Source organism: Bacteroidales bacterium (assembly GCA_035353855.1).
GTDB lineage: Bacteria > Bacteroidota > Bacteroidia > Bacteroidales > CG2-30-32-10 > DAOQAK01.
Window position 1 is genome coordinate 40171 of record DAOQAK010000010.1, and the last position, 15593, is coordinate 55763.

Here is a 15593-nt window from a genome sequence, read left to right on the forward strand (position 1 = left end):
ATATTTATTCGTATATTCGTATAAATTTATTTTCATTGAATATTCAACAGATACTTGCTAAGTATTGGGGACATCAATCGTTCCGACCATTACAGGAAGATATAATCAATTCTGTTTTGCATGGCGACGATACTCTGGCTTTATTGCCTACAGGTGGCGGGAAATCAATATGTTTCCAGGTTCCCGCCCTGGCAAAAGAAGGGATATGTATTGTTATTTCGCCATTGATCGCATTAATGAAAGACCAGGTTGAAAACCTGAAGAAGAAAGGTATAAATGCGATTTCGATTCATTCTGGAATGCATTATTATGAAGTGGATTTAGCGCTTGATAATTGTGTGCATGGCAATGTAAAGTTTTTGTACATTTCGCCAGAGCGACTGGTATCAGAGACATTTCTTATCCGGTTAAAAAAAATGAAAGTCAATTTGATCGCTGTTGATGAAGCGCATTGTATTTCGCAATGGGGATATGATTTTCGTCCGCCCTACTTACGCATTGCCGAAATAAGGCAATACTTTCCTTCGGTGCCTTTGCTGGCCCTTACCGCTACTGCAACACCAGATGTGATCGATGACATACAGAACAAATTACTTTTTAAAAAGAAAAATGTCCTGAGCAAAAGTTTTGAGAGAAAAAATCTTTCCTATGCAGTAATTAAAGAAGAAGACAAATTCAAACGAATGCTGCGTATCATTTCAAAAATAAATGGCTCAGGAATTATTTATGTAAGAAACAGAAAAAGGACAAAAGAAATTGCCGATTACCTGAATAAGAATAGCATCTCATCAGCATATTATCATGCAGGATTGGAGCCAAAAATCAGGAATGCACGACAAAATGAATGGATGACTGGTGCACGAAGGATTATTGTTGCAACAAACGCTTTCGGCATGGGCATTGACAAACCGGATGTTCGCTTTGTAATACATTTTGATATTCCCGATTCAATTGAAGCCTATTTCCAGGAAGCCGGAAGATGTGGCAGAGACGATAAAAAAGCATACGCTATCCTGCTTTACAATGATTCCGATATTCTTGATGCAGAAAAAAATATTGAAGATTCATACCCCCCACCAGAAACAATAAGGAACATTTATAATTGCCTGGGTAATTTTTATAACCTGGCATTGGGAAGTGGAAAAGATAACAGTTTTGATTTTGATATTTCAGTATTCTCTTCTGCATACAACCTGACACCGCTTACTGTTTTCAACTCGCTTAAATTTTTAGAAAAGGAAGGATATATTCTAACCACTGATGCGTTATACCAGCCCTCACAGGTTCGCATTATTACCGACAAAGAAAATTTATACCGTTTCCAGATCGAAAATAAAGGATACGAAAATATCATCCGTGTGATACTGCGTTCCTATGGCGGAATTTTTTCCGACTTCGTTAAAATAAATGAAACAGAAATTGCTTCAAGAGCAGGTATTACAAAAGAGCGCGTTATTGAATACCTGAAATACATTGAAAAAGCCGGTATCATTTCATATATCATGCAAAAAGAAAAACCGCAGATCATTTTTTCCACGGAACGTTTAGACCATAAAGCCCTTCATATATCGAAAGAAAATTACCAGGAACGAAAAATAATTGCCGAGCAAAAATTAAAAGCAATGATCAAATATGCATCATCAGGATTGAAATGCCGCAGCCAGATGTTGCTCGAATATTTCGGTGACAAAAAAGCTAACCGATGCGGACAATGCGATGTTTGCCTTGAAAGGAATAAACTTGAAATGAGCGAATTTGAATTCAATTCTGTGATCGATCAAATAAAACCAATACTGCAAAAACAGTCGCTATCGCTTGAAGATACGGTGAGTAAAATCAAAGGTGTAAGCGAAAGTATGATATTACGCGCCTTGCGTTGGCTGCTCGATAATGATAAAATTGTTTCGGAAGACAATAATAACCTGAGGTGGAAGAAAAAATTATGAAACTGAAAAAATCATTCTATCTTACCGAAGATGTTGTGGCTTTAGCCAAATCATTACTTGGCAAATATATTTACACAAATATTGACAACAAAGGAATAACTTCCGGCATCATTACCGAAACCGAAGCATATGCCGGTGTTATTGACAAAGCCTCGCATGCGTTTGGAAATCGTCGCACCACACGAACAGAGATAATGTACCTCGAAGGCGGCGTGGCATATGTTTATTTATGCTATGGAATTCATTCGCTTTTCAATATTGTAACAAACAAAAAAGATATTCCACATGCCGTTCTGATTCGCGGGATAAAACCGGTAGATGGAATCCCAATAATGCTTGAACGATGCAAGAAAAAAAGTATAACTGATAAATCAGGAATTGGACCGGGTAATGTTACAAAACTTTTAGGGATTCATTATTCGCACACAGGACTTTCATTGCAAGGTAATGATATATGGCTTGAAGATAAAAACATAAAAATCCAGGAAAAAAATATTATTGTCGGCACACGTGTAGGTGTTGATTATGCAGGCGAAGATGCAAAGCTACCTTATAGGTTTCAGATAAAATTATAAATTTTCTCGCTGATTTTCGCAGATTGTTTCCACAGATTTTCGCTGAATAATTCTGCGTTAGTCCGTGTTATTTTCCGCGCTAATCTGCGAGGAACTTATTTTTCTATTTTCATTTTCAAACTCAAAGCATTTTTATTATCAGGAAATAATTCAAGAACTTTATCGCAATCATTTGTTGCTCCCTGAAAATCTTTTAGTTGGTATTTTGCAAGCGCACGGTTAAAATAGGCATCCGTATATTTTGAGTTTATTTCAATTGCTTTATTATAGCTTGAAACTGCTTCATTATAATTTCCTAAAGAATAATATGAAACACCTTTATTGTTATAAGCCTCGGCAAAATCAGCACGAATAGAAATTGCTTTATTAAAATCTTCAATGGCCTCGTTAAATTCTTTTTTTAAATTTTTTGCACAGCCCCTGTTGTAATAAGCCATATCGAATGAAGGGTTAATTGAAATCGTTTTATTATAATCAACAATCGCTTCGGAATAATTACCAAGATTTGCTTTTGCAAGTCCCCTGTTATTATATGCATCGGCATAATCAGGTTCAAGCGAAATGGCTTTATTAAAATCTTCAATTGCCCCCTGTAAATCACCTGAATTTTGTTTTACATTTCCCCTGCCATAATATGCTTTAAAATAGTCGGGGCTTAATGAAACTGCTTTAGTATAATCTTCAATAGCTCCCTGTACATCGTTCAATTCAGCTTTCGTCAATCCTCTGCTATAATAGGCTTCAACATAGGTCGGGCAAATCTCAATAACTTTATTATAATCATTTAAAGCTCCTTCGTAATCATTATTAGTTGTTTTCACATAACCCCTGTTATAATATGCTATTGCAGAATTCGGATTATGCTTTATTGCCGAATTGTAAAAAGTTAAAGGAGCAACATAAGGGCGAGACTTCATAAAAGTAAATGAACTGAAGAAAATAATTATAGCTATTAAAATCCAACTTCGTTTAATTTTACCATTTACCAACCATTTGCGAGGAATCACAAATAACAGAAATAAAAGCATTCCAAATAAAGGCAGAAAAAAACGATGCTGCATATAATCCAGGTATGGATGTTTGTATAACATCGGAGGCAGCATAAACAAAACGAACCACGAAACGCAAAATATTTTTTCTTTAAAATTTCTTTCTTTATTTTTTATAAAAACATAAATTAACATAGCAATAATGATCAAGCCTGACAATGTTTTCACAAAAGAAAATTCAGGTATGGGAGAAAAATCAAAAGGAAGGAAAAAGTTTATCATGGCCTCAGGTATCGATTGCATATTAGCAATTAAGGCTGCAAATCCTGTTACTTCGACAGGGTTTGAATAATTGCCCACAGCATTATCTCGCATCCAAAACCAAAATATCCCCGAAACAGCATAAAGAAAAATTATAATGAAATATTTTTTATCAAATCGTTTTTCAAAATGAAAAGCAAAAAAATAAATCACAAATATAAATGGCAGGAATGCTGCTGTTTCCTTACAGAACAATGCAATGCTGAATGCCAGCCAATGTATGAAAAGAAAAATATTTTTCCTTTCGTTTAAAAACTTTATTAAAAATAAAAATGACAATAATGAAAAGAACATAAGCTGCAAATCACCTCTGGCAGGTAACCATGCCACAGACGAAACAAAAAGAGGATGCACGCAATAAATCAAAGTTGCTAATAATACCAAACTCGACGATATAGAGAATTTTTTAAGTATCTGATAAATCATGAAAGAGATGAATCCAAAAAATAAAATATTAGTAAAGTGATACATCCATGCATTATTTCCGCCAGACAAAAGCATATCGGTCATGAACGACAAGGTTTGCAGCGGACGATAAAACGCACTAATACCTGTAACAAATGCATCAGTATAAAATGCTTTTGAGATATTTTTAAAATTATCGAGGAAGCCAATATTATTAATGATTATACCATCATCATCAAAATAAGTAAATCCAAAATTTAAAGTTTGTATGTAAAGCAGTACGGGCAGGCAAAAAGCAATGACAGCAAAAAGAACCGTATTGTTTTTTTTCACAGGAATACTCTGTGTTTTCTTTTGGTTTGAAATATTTTTTTGTGGTTGATATTTTGGATTATTTTTTTTCATCAATATAATTAACTTTTCATGTATTTATTTTTTTCATCGTTGAAAAAAAATATAAAAGGGGATCTAATTTTTTTTTTAGATTTTGCATGAATGAATCTTTAAATTCCATGCGCATCCTTTTTTATTATCAACAATAGTTTCTATTAAATAATTTTCTTTAATACTTTTATATTTTATCAAACTATGATGATTCTATATTTTCAATTTCATTTTTAATAAACAATTCCAGTTTATTTTTATCAGGAAGTTGCAATTGATATTTGCTTACAAAAAGCTTTTTATCCATATCTGCAATAGCATATTCAACTATTGTTTTCTTTTTGTCGGTTACAAGTAATATTCCTACTGGAGGATTATCGTCTTTAGTCATAACCTTATTTTTGTAATGCTGCAGGTACACTTTTAACTGACCGATATGTTCATGCTTTACATATTCTGTTTTTAATTCAACTAATACATGGCACTTCAATATCCGATGATAAAAAACAAGGTCAATAAAAAAATATTCATCATCAATTAAAATTCTTTTCTGTCGTGCTTCAAAACAAAATCCATTACCTAACTCAAGAATAAATTCCTGCAAATGATCTATTAAAGCTTGCTCTAACTCAGATTCTTCGACAAGATGCAAATGTGGAATTTTTAGAAAATCAAAAAAATAATGTGATTTTATAAGGTCGTTACTTTCTATAGGTTCTATTTTCTGTTTTATTTGTTCAAAAGCAAGTTCCTTATTTGCCGACAATCCAAATCTTTCATACGTTAAAGTTTCTATTTGTCTTTGTAGCTCTCTGACAGAAGGAGTTGTTTTAATTATAAGCAGTTCATAAAATCTTCTTTTTTGCAAATCATTTATTTTTACAAGCTCAACAAAATGACTAAATGAAGCTGTTGCAAACAAATTACTATAAAAAACATTATCTTCCTTAGAGAAGTGTCGATCAATATTTCTTTGGGACACTGACCCAAGAATATTCTCAGGTATTTGTGTTATAAATTTTTGGGACAGTGTCCCAAAAATTTGCGGGTACACAAGATAAAATTGCCGGCAACGAGAAAGTTCAGGCGCCGTAAGCCCTTTAATTGATAATGTATCTGCCAGTTTCTGTAATAGCTTTTCTCCATACTTTGCTCTGTCTTCCCCATTTTGTTCAAACTCTATAATATATAAGCCAAATAGCCAATTCCTTATTGAGAGATTAACATTTACAGCTTTAACAACATTTTTATAAAGCGTTTCATTGGTTTGCTTTAATATTTTAGATAATTGCTGAAACTTCATTTAAATATATATTTCATCAAATTTAAACTTTTTTCTTTTCACAAAACTATAACATAAAAATAGTCATTTATTACTACCCGATTTATTTAACCACTAATAACTATAAATGTCCATGAATGACAATCAATGACAACTAATGACCATTAATGACTATAATAAATAATTTTCATATAAGCTTTTTTACCCTCATCAAATTTCTATCTTTGCATCGCTTTTATAATAAATAATATGTCGGAATTTGTAAAAATAATTTTAAAATCGGGGAAAGACCTTGCTGCAAAACGTTTTCACCCATGGGTATTTTCGGGTGCTGTAAAAAAAATGTATGGTGAGCCGGCAGAAGGCGATGTAGTTGAAGTATATTCCAATCATGATGAATTTCTTGGTATGGGGCATTATCAGCCAAGTTCAATAACTGTGAGAATATTTTCGTTTGAAAAAATAAATCCTGATTTCTCATTTTGGAAAAATAAATTTTCAGAAGCATATAATTTCAGAAAGGTTCTCGGATTAACCGACACCCCAGAAACCAACGTCTACCGCCTTATTCACGCCGAAGGCGACAACATGCCCGGTTTGATTGCCGACTTTTACAACGGTGTTATCGTATTGCAATCGCACTCTATTGGTATGCACAGGAACAATGAAATGTTTACCGAAATTTTAAAAGAAATATACGGGAACAAACTAATTGCAGTCTATGATAAAAGCAGCGAAACGCTTCCGCATATGGCAAAAATAAATTCTGAAGATAAATATCTATTTGGAAAAGCCAATGAACTGCATGAAGTAACCGAATACGGCAACAAATTTTATGTTAACTGGGAAAGCGGACAAAAAACAGGTTTCTTTATCGACCAGCGCGAAAACCGCAATCTTCTAAGGAAATTCGTTAACGACAAAAAAGTATTGAATACATTTTCATATACCGGTGGTTTTTCTGTTTATGCATTGCAAGCCGGTGCGGCAGAAGTTTATTCGGTTGACAGTTCAAAGAAGGCAATGGATATTACCGAAAAAAATATTGCTTTAAATAATTTTGAAAATGGAAAACATATTTCCAAACCGGTTGATGCATTTGATTTTTTAAAGAATATAGAAAACGAATTTGATGTTATTATCCTTGACCCACCTGCATTTGCCAAACATCATGATGTAAAGCACAACGCTATGCAGGGATACAAGCGTATCAATCTTGAAGCCATGAAGCAAATAAAAAAAGGCGGAATACTTTTTACGTTTTCATGTTCACAGGTTGTCGACCGTTCGCTTTTCAATTCAACAATAATGTCGGCTGCAATATTATCAGGTAGAAATGTACGGATATTGCATCAACTTTCGCAACCTGCCGACCACCCTTTTAATGCTTGTCATCCCGAAGGTGAATATTTAAAAGGGTTAGTTTTATACATTGAATAATTTGCTTTTTGGGTACATTAATTACATACAAGTCCATTTGGAAAATAGCGCTTCCTATTGTGGTTGGGCAGATAGCACAAAACATTATGGTTGCTATCGATACTGCATTTCTTGGCAGAGTTAGCGAGGTGGCTCTTGGTGCTAGCGCATTGGGTGGATTATTTTACCTTGCTTTTATTATGCTTGGTATTGGCTTTGGCAATGGCGCACAGATACTGATTGGCAGGCGCAACGGGGAAAAAGATTATAAACAAATAAATACACTTGTTCATCATACATTTTATTTTTTAATATCACTTGCACTAATATTATTCATTTTATTATTTTTCATTTCACCGGTACTTTTAAAAGTATTTATAAAATCGGATGCTGTATACCTTGGTACCATTGAATTTATCAAATTTCGTTCATGGGGAATCTTCTTTGCATGTACCAATATTGTTTTTGTTTCATTTTATGTAGGCACAATACGAACAAAAGTTTTAACCTATAGCACAATTATAACAGCTATCGTTAATATCATTCTCGATTATTTATTGATATTCGGTAATAACGGTTTCCCCGAAATGGGAATTGGCGGGGCAGGAATGGCTTCTGCAACAGCCGAAGCGGTTTCCTGTTTGTTCTTTATCATTTATACCATACGTTTTGAAAAAGGTAAAGAATTTTCTCTTTTTAAATTCTCAAAATTTGAAATAGAGCGGATAAAAAATATCATGAAAATATCAGGACCATTAATGCTTCAAACCTTTATCTCATTTTCCGGATGGTTTTTATTTTTCATGATAATTGAACACCTTGGCGAAAAAGCATTAGCTGTATCAAACATTTGCCGAAGCATTTATATGCTGATGATGATTCCATTATGGGGACTGGCTTCTTCATGTAATACATTAGTAAGTAATTTAATTGGCGAAGGCAGAAGCAACGAAGTATTTAAGCTTATTAAAAAAATATCGCTGATGAGCCTTGCAATCACTTCCATAATTGTATTGATGAACCTTATCATTCCGCGACAGGTAATTTTAATTTACACCAACGATTTAAGTCTGGTTGATGAAGCTATAAAAGTATTATATGTAATTTCTGTAGCATTAATATTTTTCTCAATTGCAATGGTATTATTTATGGGCGTTTCGGGAACCGGTAACACAAAAATTACTTTTCGTTTTGAGATCATAACCATAACTGCCTACATGATCATTGCATTTATTCTTGCTATCGTTATTAAAACTCCGGTACATTATGTTTGGATTGTTGAATGCTTCTACTTTTTTGTAATCGGATGGTTATCCTACTTCTACCTGCGAACCGGCAAATGGAAACATTTGAAGATTTAATTTGAATTATGATTTGAATATTTGTTATATGGTTTTAGGTTGAGCTACTGGTTTGGTTGATGGTTTAAAGTCGAAAGAAAATCAAATCACATTTTGTACATCATCAGGATGAACTCAGCCTGACCGTGCGTCAGCCGTCATTTTGAGTTTATCGAAAATGATTTGATGGAATTTTTTACTTTCTACAAATAACTATTACCCTAACTAGCCGCTATACCTATAAACTTTTGACTTTGTCAATGAGTGAATGGTTGAGCTGCTGGTTTCGTTGATGGTATTCAGGCTGACTGTGGCGCCAGCCGTCATTTTGAGTTTATCGAAAAATGATTTGATGGAATTTTTTACTTTCTACAAATAACTATTACCCTAACTAGCCGCCACACCAATTAACTTTCTACTTTGTGTTTACATGATTAACTTGAGACCTACTTATGATTTGCGGCTGCTTGAAGATAATAACCCACAGGTTACAGCGCCAAAAGCAATACTTGATAAGGCGTCAGGTTTAATGGTCATCATATCTGGACAACAACTGGTAAGGGTATAAAATAAATATCCAAGTACGCCACCTAAAATAATAGTAATAACAAAAAGAGGTTTTATCTTTCTGATAAACTGTAACCTATAAGTTTTTCTTATTATTTTTACCCCATCCATGATTAAAGTATTTTACGTAATACTTTCAATAAGGTTTCATTATCCTGTAAACCTGATAAATGTTCTACCATATCACCGTTCTTAAATATTAGGATTGAAGGGAATGAACGAACCTGGAACTGGTCTACCAGTTCTTTATTGCTATCAGAATTCACATTATAAATTTTGACCTTATTACAGGTACATTTGTGAAACTTACCTAAAATAAGTTTTTGAATCCTGCTGTAAAAAGACCAGTTCACATAAAAATTAACTATTGAAACTTCTTTTTCGCTATTTAAGGAAACCAGGTATTTCTTTTTAGTAAAATTCATTTATAAAATCTTTTTATCTCTATTCATCATTCAATTACATCTCTTATACAAAATTAAATTACTATTCAAATCAAATCAATTAGGGAAATTACTTAAAAAAACATAGTGTATATTACGCATAATCATTCGTAAAACATTGTGAAATATTTTGCATATTTTCGCAAAGAAATTTGTTGTGAATTATATGAGAATATTTGTCGTTGCTTTTCTGCTGTTTATAGGGTTGTCTTCAAATGCCCAGGTTTTACAAAACGATTCCTTATGGGTTGATTCCGTTTTTAATACGTTAACGCAGGATGATAAGATCACCCAGTTATTTATGGTTAACATATCGCCTGCCGGTGATACAAAGTATTTTGAAAATACTGCAAATACTATTTGTAAATATAAGATAGGTGGAATAATCTATTTTAGGGGAAGTGCAAAAAAAATGGCTGCATGGACAAATTATTTTCAGAACCAGGCTAATGTTCCATTACTCGTAGGGATTGATGCAGAATGGGGATTATCAATGCGGATGGATAGTGTTCCCGACTTTCCCAGGCAACTTACGCTTGGCGCTTTGCAAAACGACAGCCTGATTTATAAAATGGGTTATGAAATAGGCCGTGAATGCAAACGCTTAGGAATAAATATTGACTTTGCCCCTGTTGTTGACATTAACAGTAACCCCAAAAATCCTGTGATAAACAGCCGCTCATTCGGTGAAAACAAATTTCTTGTAACACGCAAAGGGCTGATGTATATGAAAGGCCTGCAGGATGCAGGTATCATTGCATGCGCAAAACATTTCCCAGGGCACGGTGATACCGATACTGATTCGCACCTGGATTTGCCCGTTATTCATCATTCTCCTGAAACCATTGATACGCTTGACCTCTACCCATTCAAAGAATTGATCGCAAATAACGTTTCATCAATAATGGTGGGGCATTTGAATGTACCTGCTTTGGATACGGCAAAAGGAAGTATTTCAAGTTTATCAAAACCTGTTATAACAGATTTGTTACAAAACAAACTTTGTTATCGCGGGTTGATATTCAGCGATGCCCTTGATATGAAAGGGGTCAGCAATACGTATAAAAATGGGGATGCCGAATTAAAAGCTTTGCAGGCGGGAATCGATATTCTTCTTTACCCGCAAGATATTGCAAAAGCGTTGCAAAAAATAAAAACAGCAATTGACAGTAATATTATTTCACAAAAATATATTGATGAAAAATGCAAGAAGGTTCTTCGTTTCAAATATTTAACAGGATTGAATTCTTTTAAACCCATACAGGTAAACAAACTTTACAGCGATTTGAATTCAGATGATGCAATTAACCTGGGAAGAAAATTATATGAACAATCCATCACTTTGGTTAAGAACGAAAAAAATCTGGTTCCATTAAAGAATCTTGATTCGCTGAAAATAGCGTCAGTTGCCATTGGCGATAGTTCATTAAAATATTTTCAGTCGGTACTTTCCAGGTATGATGCTATTGATGCATATGCTCTAAGTAAAGTGTGCAGTAAACAGCAATCCGATTCATTATTAAAAATTTTACAGAATTATAATTTAGTGATTGTAAGCATTCATAAAACAACCTTTACACCGAATAATAATTTTGGGATTACACAATCGACCATTGATTTCATTGATGCATTAAGAAAAACAAAAAATATCATACTCGATATTTTCGCCAATCCATACGCATTATCATTGCTTACAGGAACCGAAAATATTCCATCAATACTGGTTTCGTACCAGGACAATAATATTTCACAGGAAGAATCAGCTCAAATTATTTTTGGAGGAATTTCTTCAGAAGGAAAATTACCGGTAACATCTTCTCCATTATTTCCGGCAAACACAGGAATTGTATCCGATTCCTTACACCGTTTAAAATATACTACTCCACAGGAATTGAATATTTCAACATCCGATCTTGCGCAAATCGATTCTATTGCATTAAATGGCATTCGCGAAAAAGCATACCCCGGTTGTGTGATAATTGCCATAAAAGACGGAAAAGTTTTTTATAATAAATCATTTGGTTATCACACATACGACAACAAAGAGCCCATGCTCACCACCGATATTTTCGATATGGCATCCATCACAAAAATTGCTGCTTCCACTATGGCAATTATGAAATTGTATGATGAAGGCCGCCTGAACATTGATAAAAATCTCGGGTATTACTTACGTTTAGTAAAAAGAACGAATAAAGAATATATTATCATAAGGGATCTGCTTGCTCACCAGGCGATGCTGAAGGCATGGATTCCATTTTATAAATCAACCATTAAAAATGGTAAAATCGATTACAACATTTATAAAAAAATAAAATCAGATAAATTCCCTTATCGCGTTGCCGATAGCATGTACATCCGTCGTGATTATCCCGACACTATATTAAAGACAATCATTGAATCCAATTTAAATTCCAAGAAAGAATATTTATACAGCGATATGGGATTTTATTTAATGATGAAAATTATTGAAAGAAGAACAGGAAAACCATTTGAAAAATATATACAGGAAACATTTTACAAACCATTGGGTATGTCCACTGCCGGGTTTAATCCAAGAAAACGTTTCGATTTATCGAGAATTGTTCCAACAGAAATCGATACGGTATGGAGAAAGCAATTGGTGCACGGCGATGTAAACGATCAGGGAGCAGCAATGATGGGTGGCGTATGCGGTCATGCAGGTTTATTCTGCAATGCTTATGATATGGCTACCTTATTACAAATGTTGTTGCAGAACGGACAGTATGCAGGTAAGCAATACCTGAAACCTGAAACGATACGTGAATTTACAAGATGCCAGTTTCCTGAAAATAAAAACCGGCGTGGATTGGGTTTTGACAAGCCTGTTCTCGACACCAATGAAACAAGCCTGAACAGCAAAAAAGCATCACCATTGAGTTATGGGCATTCGGGATTTACAGGAACTTTTTTCTGGGTCGACCCTGCTGAAAATCTTATTTATATTTTTCTTTCTAACCGCGTTCATCCCGATGCGAACAACACCAAGATAAATCAACTGGGTATCCGAACAAAAATTCACGATATTCTTTATGATGCTATTGCAAAAAGCAAAAAAAATTAAATTTGCAATCAGTTAATCAAATTTGATTTAAATGGGTACTAAAAAAGTTATACCACAAAGCAAACTTTCATCTGCGAAAGGAAGCATTCCCAAAACTCCTGTAACAGTGAGAAAGAACAGGAATGAATCGTATAACAAATTATATATTTTAATCCCTTTATTGCTTACTATTATTGTTTATTCCGGTTCATTAAACAACGGATGGATAAAAAACTGGGACGACGGCGGCTATGTTACCGAAGGAGGAAGTAATAATTTCCTGTCAGCAAAAAGTATTCATACACTTAAAGGCGAACAAATAAAAGAAGTGTTCACCGAGTTCTATAAAGGAAATTACCATCCTTTAACTACCTTGTTTTATGCAATTGAATACAGGCTTGTGGGTGACAATACATTTCTTTATCACTTTAATAATTTATTTTTTCACCTTCTCAATGTTTTTCTTGTATTTATATTTTTAAAACTGCTGACACGGCGTATTGAAATTGCAGCTATTGCAGCAGCTTTATTTGGCATACATCCAATGCATGTGGAATCGGTTGCATGGATTTCAGAAAGAAAAGACGTGCTTTACACTTTCTTCTTCCTGATTTCGATGATACAATATTTTTATTATTACACACGGAAAGAAAAAAAAGTAAGGTATTATATTTTTTCTTTAGTTGCATTTTTCTTATCGATGATGTCAAAATCAGCAGCAGTAACATTGCCGGTGGTTCTGCTTTTAATTGATTACTATTTAAAAAGAGAATGGTCGTGGAAAATGCTTTATGAAAAAATACCTTTTTTCTTGTTAGCATTAGCATTTGGCTTAACGGCAATTTTTTCGCAGGATAAAGCCGGTGCAATTCAGGATATTACTCCATTATTCAGCTTTTTCGAAAGGCTTCTGCTTTCAAGCGGTGCAACACTGACTTATATCTGGAAACTTTTTGTACCCATCGACCTTGTATGTATGTTTCCTTATCCAAACAGGATAGCAGGGCATTTGCCATTATTCTATTATTTGGCTCCGATTGTTCTTTTGCTTTTGGCATTTTTAATATATTTTTCAAAAAAATATAACAGGGATATTATTTTCGGTTCATTGTTTTTTATCGTTACCATTTCGCTAGTATTGCAAATACTGCCTGTTGGCGGAGCTTTGCTTGCCGAACGTTATACTTATGTCCCTTACATAGGTTTCTTTTTGATTCTCGGAAAAGGTTATATTTTTTCACAGGAAAGTCAGAATACATTTTTAAAGAAAATAAAAATATTATTTCCTGTTATCTTAATAGCAGGTACAATTGTATTATCTGTAATGTCATACCAGCGCATTGAAAAATGGAAAGACGGGAAAATACTTTTTACCGATTTGATAAGTAAATATCCCAACCTACCTTTTGCTTTCAGTAACAGAGGATATTTCAATTTCAGTTTTGGTGAAGAATATTATGCAAAGGAGTATAAAAAATTCGGGTATCCCGATGCAAAAGCTATGGCATATGATAGCGCTCTTGCCGATTACAATAAATGCTTATCAGCTGATTCCACATTTCACAGGGGGTATAGCAACAGAGGTGTACTTTATTTTAATTTAGCTGAAAACAGCAAGAAAAACGGCACTATTACCAACCAGGTCAAACTGGATTCCATATATCAATTGGCAGCATTGGATTTTACAAAAGCATTAAATTACAGTGGAGACAATACCGATGCTCTTATCGGTCGTGCCAATACATACAGCACTCTTAAAAATTTCAAACTTGCGCTACCGGATTATGATAAATACATGCTCACCATAAAAAACGATGCAAAAGCTTATATATGGAGGGGTACAGCAAATTTTAACCTGGGAAATTACAAGCAGGCTTTCAACGATTTTAATACAGCTGTTAAGCTGGAACCAAAAAATGAAAATGCTTTGATGTGGCGAGGTGTGTCATATTACCAGGAAAAAAATTACCAGGCAGCGATTGCTGATTTAAGTCAATCCATAAAATTAAACCCGGATAAATCGGAACCCTACTCATGGCGAGGCTTGGCATACTACGGACTTAAGCAACTTGAAAATGCAGTAAGTGACTATACACAAGCGGTTACAATAAATCCGAAGGATGCCGTTTCATTTGTGAATCGTTCACAGGCAAATTATGAATTGGGTAATTACAAACAGGCATTTAAAGACCAGTGCTCAGCCGGCGACCTTCATTATGCTTTGAATAAAGATTTCTTTTTTAAGCTGGAAGCTTTAGCAAGAAAATAATTACTCCATGAACTGGATTTCAAAATCATCAACAAATATATCAGCGCTGCCTTTACTTATCCATACATAAATTGAAACACGGTCATTTTCTGTTAAATTATCTGGGAATTTAAAACTGCCTGTTGCTTCAAACCATTTTCCTAATTCTGTTACAAAATATTTTAATCCTGACGACTGCCAGTATACAGAAGAGTCATTCCTGTTAATATCACAAACAATACCTGCATCAAAATCCATACTGGTTGCAGATACCCATACCCGCACCAAAGCCTTTTTAATTTTTTTTGTAGTGAAATCCTGAATTTTGGAACTGAAACCAAAACTATATTGTGCATCCTTATTGATTTTTGAACAATGCATTCCCGAATGCCCTGTTGTTTTAATAACCTTCGGAGAAGATATTTCCCAGCAATTAATATTCTCCATATTGTTTGAAAAATATAAATCATTATGCAGCATCACTGTATCGCCTTTATCTTCTTTCTCTATATCATCTTTCCTGTTTGAAGGACGTGTGCAACCTATTATCAATAAAAACATAAAACTAATTGCCAGAATAATATTATTTCTCATATTAAAATTTTTTACA

11 protein-coding genes are annotated in these 15593 nt (G+C 34.0%); 6 read left to right on the forward strand and 5 right to left on the reverse strand.

The genetic code is table 11. The annotated features are described in order from the left end of the window. Positions 1-35: 35 nt before the first annotated feature. The gene (locus PKK00_03930) at positions 36-1946 is read left to right on the forward strand and encodes an ATP-dependent DNA helicase RecQ (protein HNW97547.1); all 1911 of its coding nucleotides are present in this window, start codon (positions 36-38) and stop codon (positions 1944-1946) included. After that, positions 1943-2521 (forward strand): DNA-3-methyladenine glycosylase, encoded by a 579-nt coding sequence (locus PKK00_03935; protein HNW97548.1) that lies wholly within the window; start codon positions 1943-1945, stop codon positions 2519-2521. Before PKK00_03930 ends, PKK00_03935 begins: the two co-directional genes overlap by 4 nt. Positions 2522-2616: 95 nt before the next feature. On the opposite strand, the gene PKK00_03940 is transcribed toward PKK00_03935, so the two are convergent. Continuing rightward, positions 2617-4641: a tetratricopeptide repeat protein gene (locus tag PKK00_03940; GenBank protein HNW97549.1), complete on the reverse strand. Its 2025-nt coding sequence runs from the start codon at positions 4639-4641 to the stop codon at positions 2617-2619. Between the two features lie 181 nt (positions 4642-4822). Further along, on the reverse strand, positions 4823-5923 hold the full coding sequence (locus PKK00_03945) for a PDDEXK nuclease domain-containing protein (GenBank protein ID HNW97550.1): 1101 nt from the start codon (positions 5921-5923) through the stop codon (positions 4823-4825). 228 nt (positions 5924-6151) lie between these two features. Between PKK00_03945 and PKK00_03950 the strand changes: the two genes are divergently transcribed. Further along, a complete protein-coding gene (locus tag PKK00_03950; protein HNW97551.1) occupies positions 6152-7342 on the forward strand; it encodes a class I SAM-dependent rRNA methyltransferase in 1191 nt (396 codons plus the stop codon). Between the two features lie 8 nt (positions 7343-7350). Then, complete coding sequence (locus tag PKK00_03955; protein HNW97552.1) at positions 7351-8682, forward strand: MATE family efflux transporter; 1332 nt, start codon at positions 7351-7353, stop codon at positions 8680-8682. 429 nt (positions 8683-9111) lie between these two features. Here the strand turns inward: PKK00_03955 and PKK00_03960 are convergent, their stop codons facing one another. Together PKK00_03960 and PKK00_03965 are read right to left on the reverse strand one after the other, a co-directional pair. Continuing rightward, on the reverse strand, positions 9112-9339 hold the full coding sequence (locus PKK00_03960) for a hypothetical protein (GenBank protein HNW97553.1): 228 nt from the start codon (positions 9337-9339) through the stop codon (positions 9112-9114). 2 nt (positions 9340-9341) lie between these two features. Further along, positions 9342-9653: a thioredoxin family protein gene (locus PKK00_03965; protein ID HNW97554.1), complete on the reverse strand. Its 312-nt coding sequence runs from the start codon at positions 9651-9653 to the stop codon at positions 9342-9344. 184 nt (positions 9654-9837) lie between these two features. On the opposite strand from PKK00_03965, the gene PKK00_03970 reads away from it, so the two are divergent. Both PKK00_03970 and PKK00_03975 read left to right on the forward strand, forming a co-directional pair. Continuing rightward, positions 9838-12756 (forward strand): glycoside hydrolase family 3 N-terminal domain-containing protein, encoded by a 2919-nt coding sequence (locus tag PKK00_03970; GenBank protein ID HNW97555.1) that lies wholly within the window; start codon positions 9838-9840, stop codon positions 12754-12756. Between the two features lie 31 nt (positions 12757-12787). Further along, complete coding sequence (locus PKK00_03975; GenBank protein ID HNW97556.1) at positions 12788-15004, forward strand: tetratricopeptide repeat protein; 2217 nt, start codon at positions 12788-12790, stop codon at positions 15002-15004. On the opposite strand, the gene PKK00_03980 is transcribed toward PKK00_03975, so the two are convergent. After that, entirely contained in the window at positions 15005-15577 is a 573-nt protein-coding gene (locus tag PKK00_03980) for a hypothetical protein (protein HNW97557.1), read from the reverse strand. It lies immediately after the preceding gene. Positions 15578-15593: the final 16 nt, after the last annotated feature.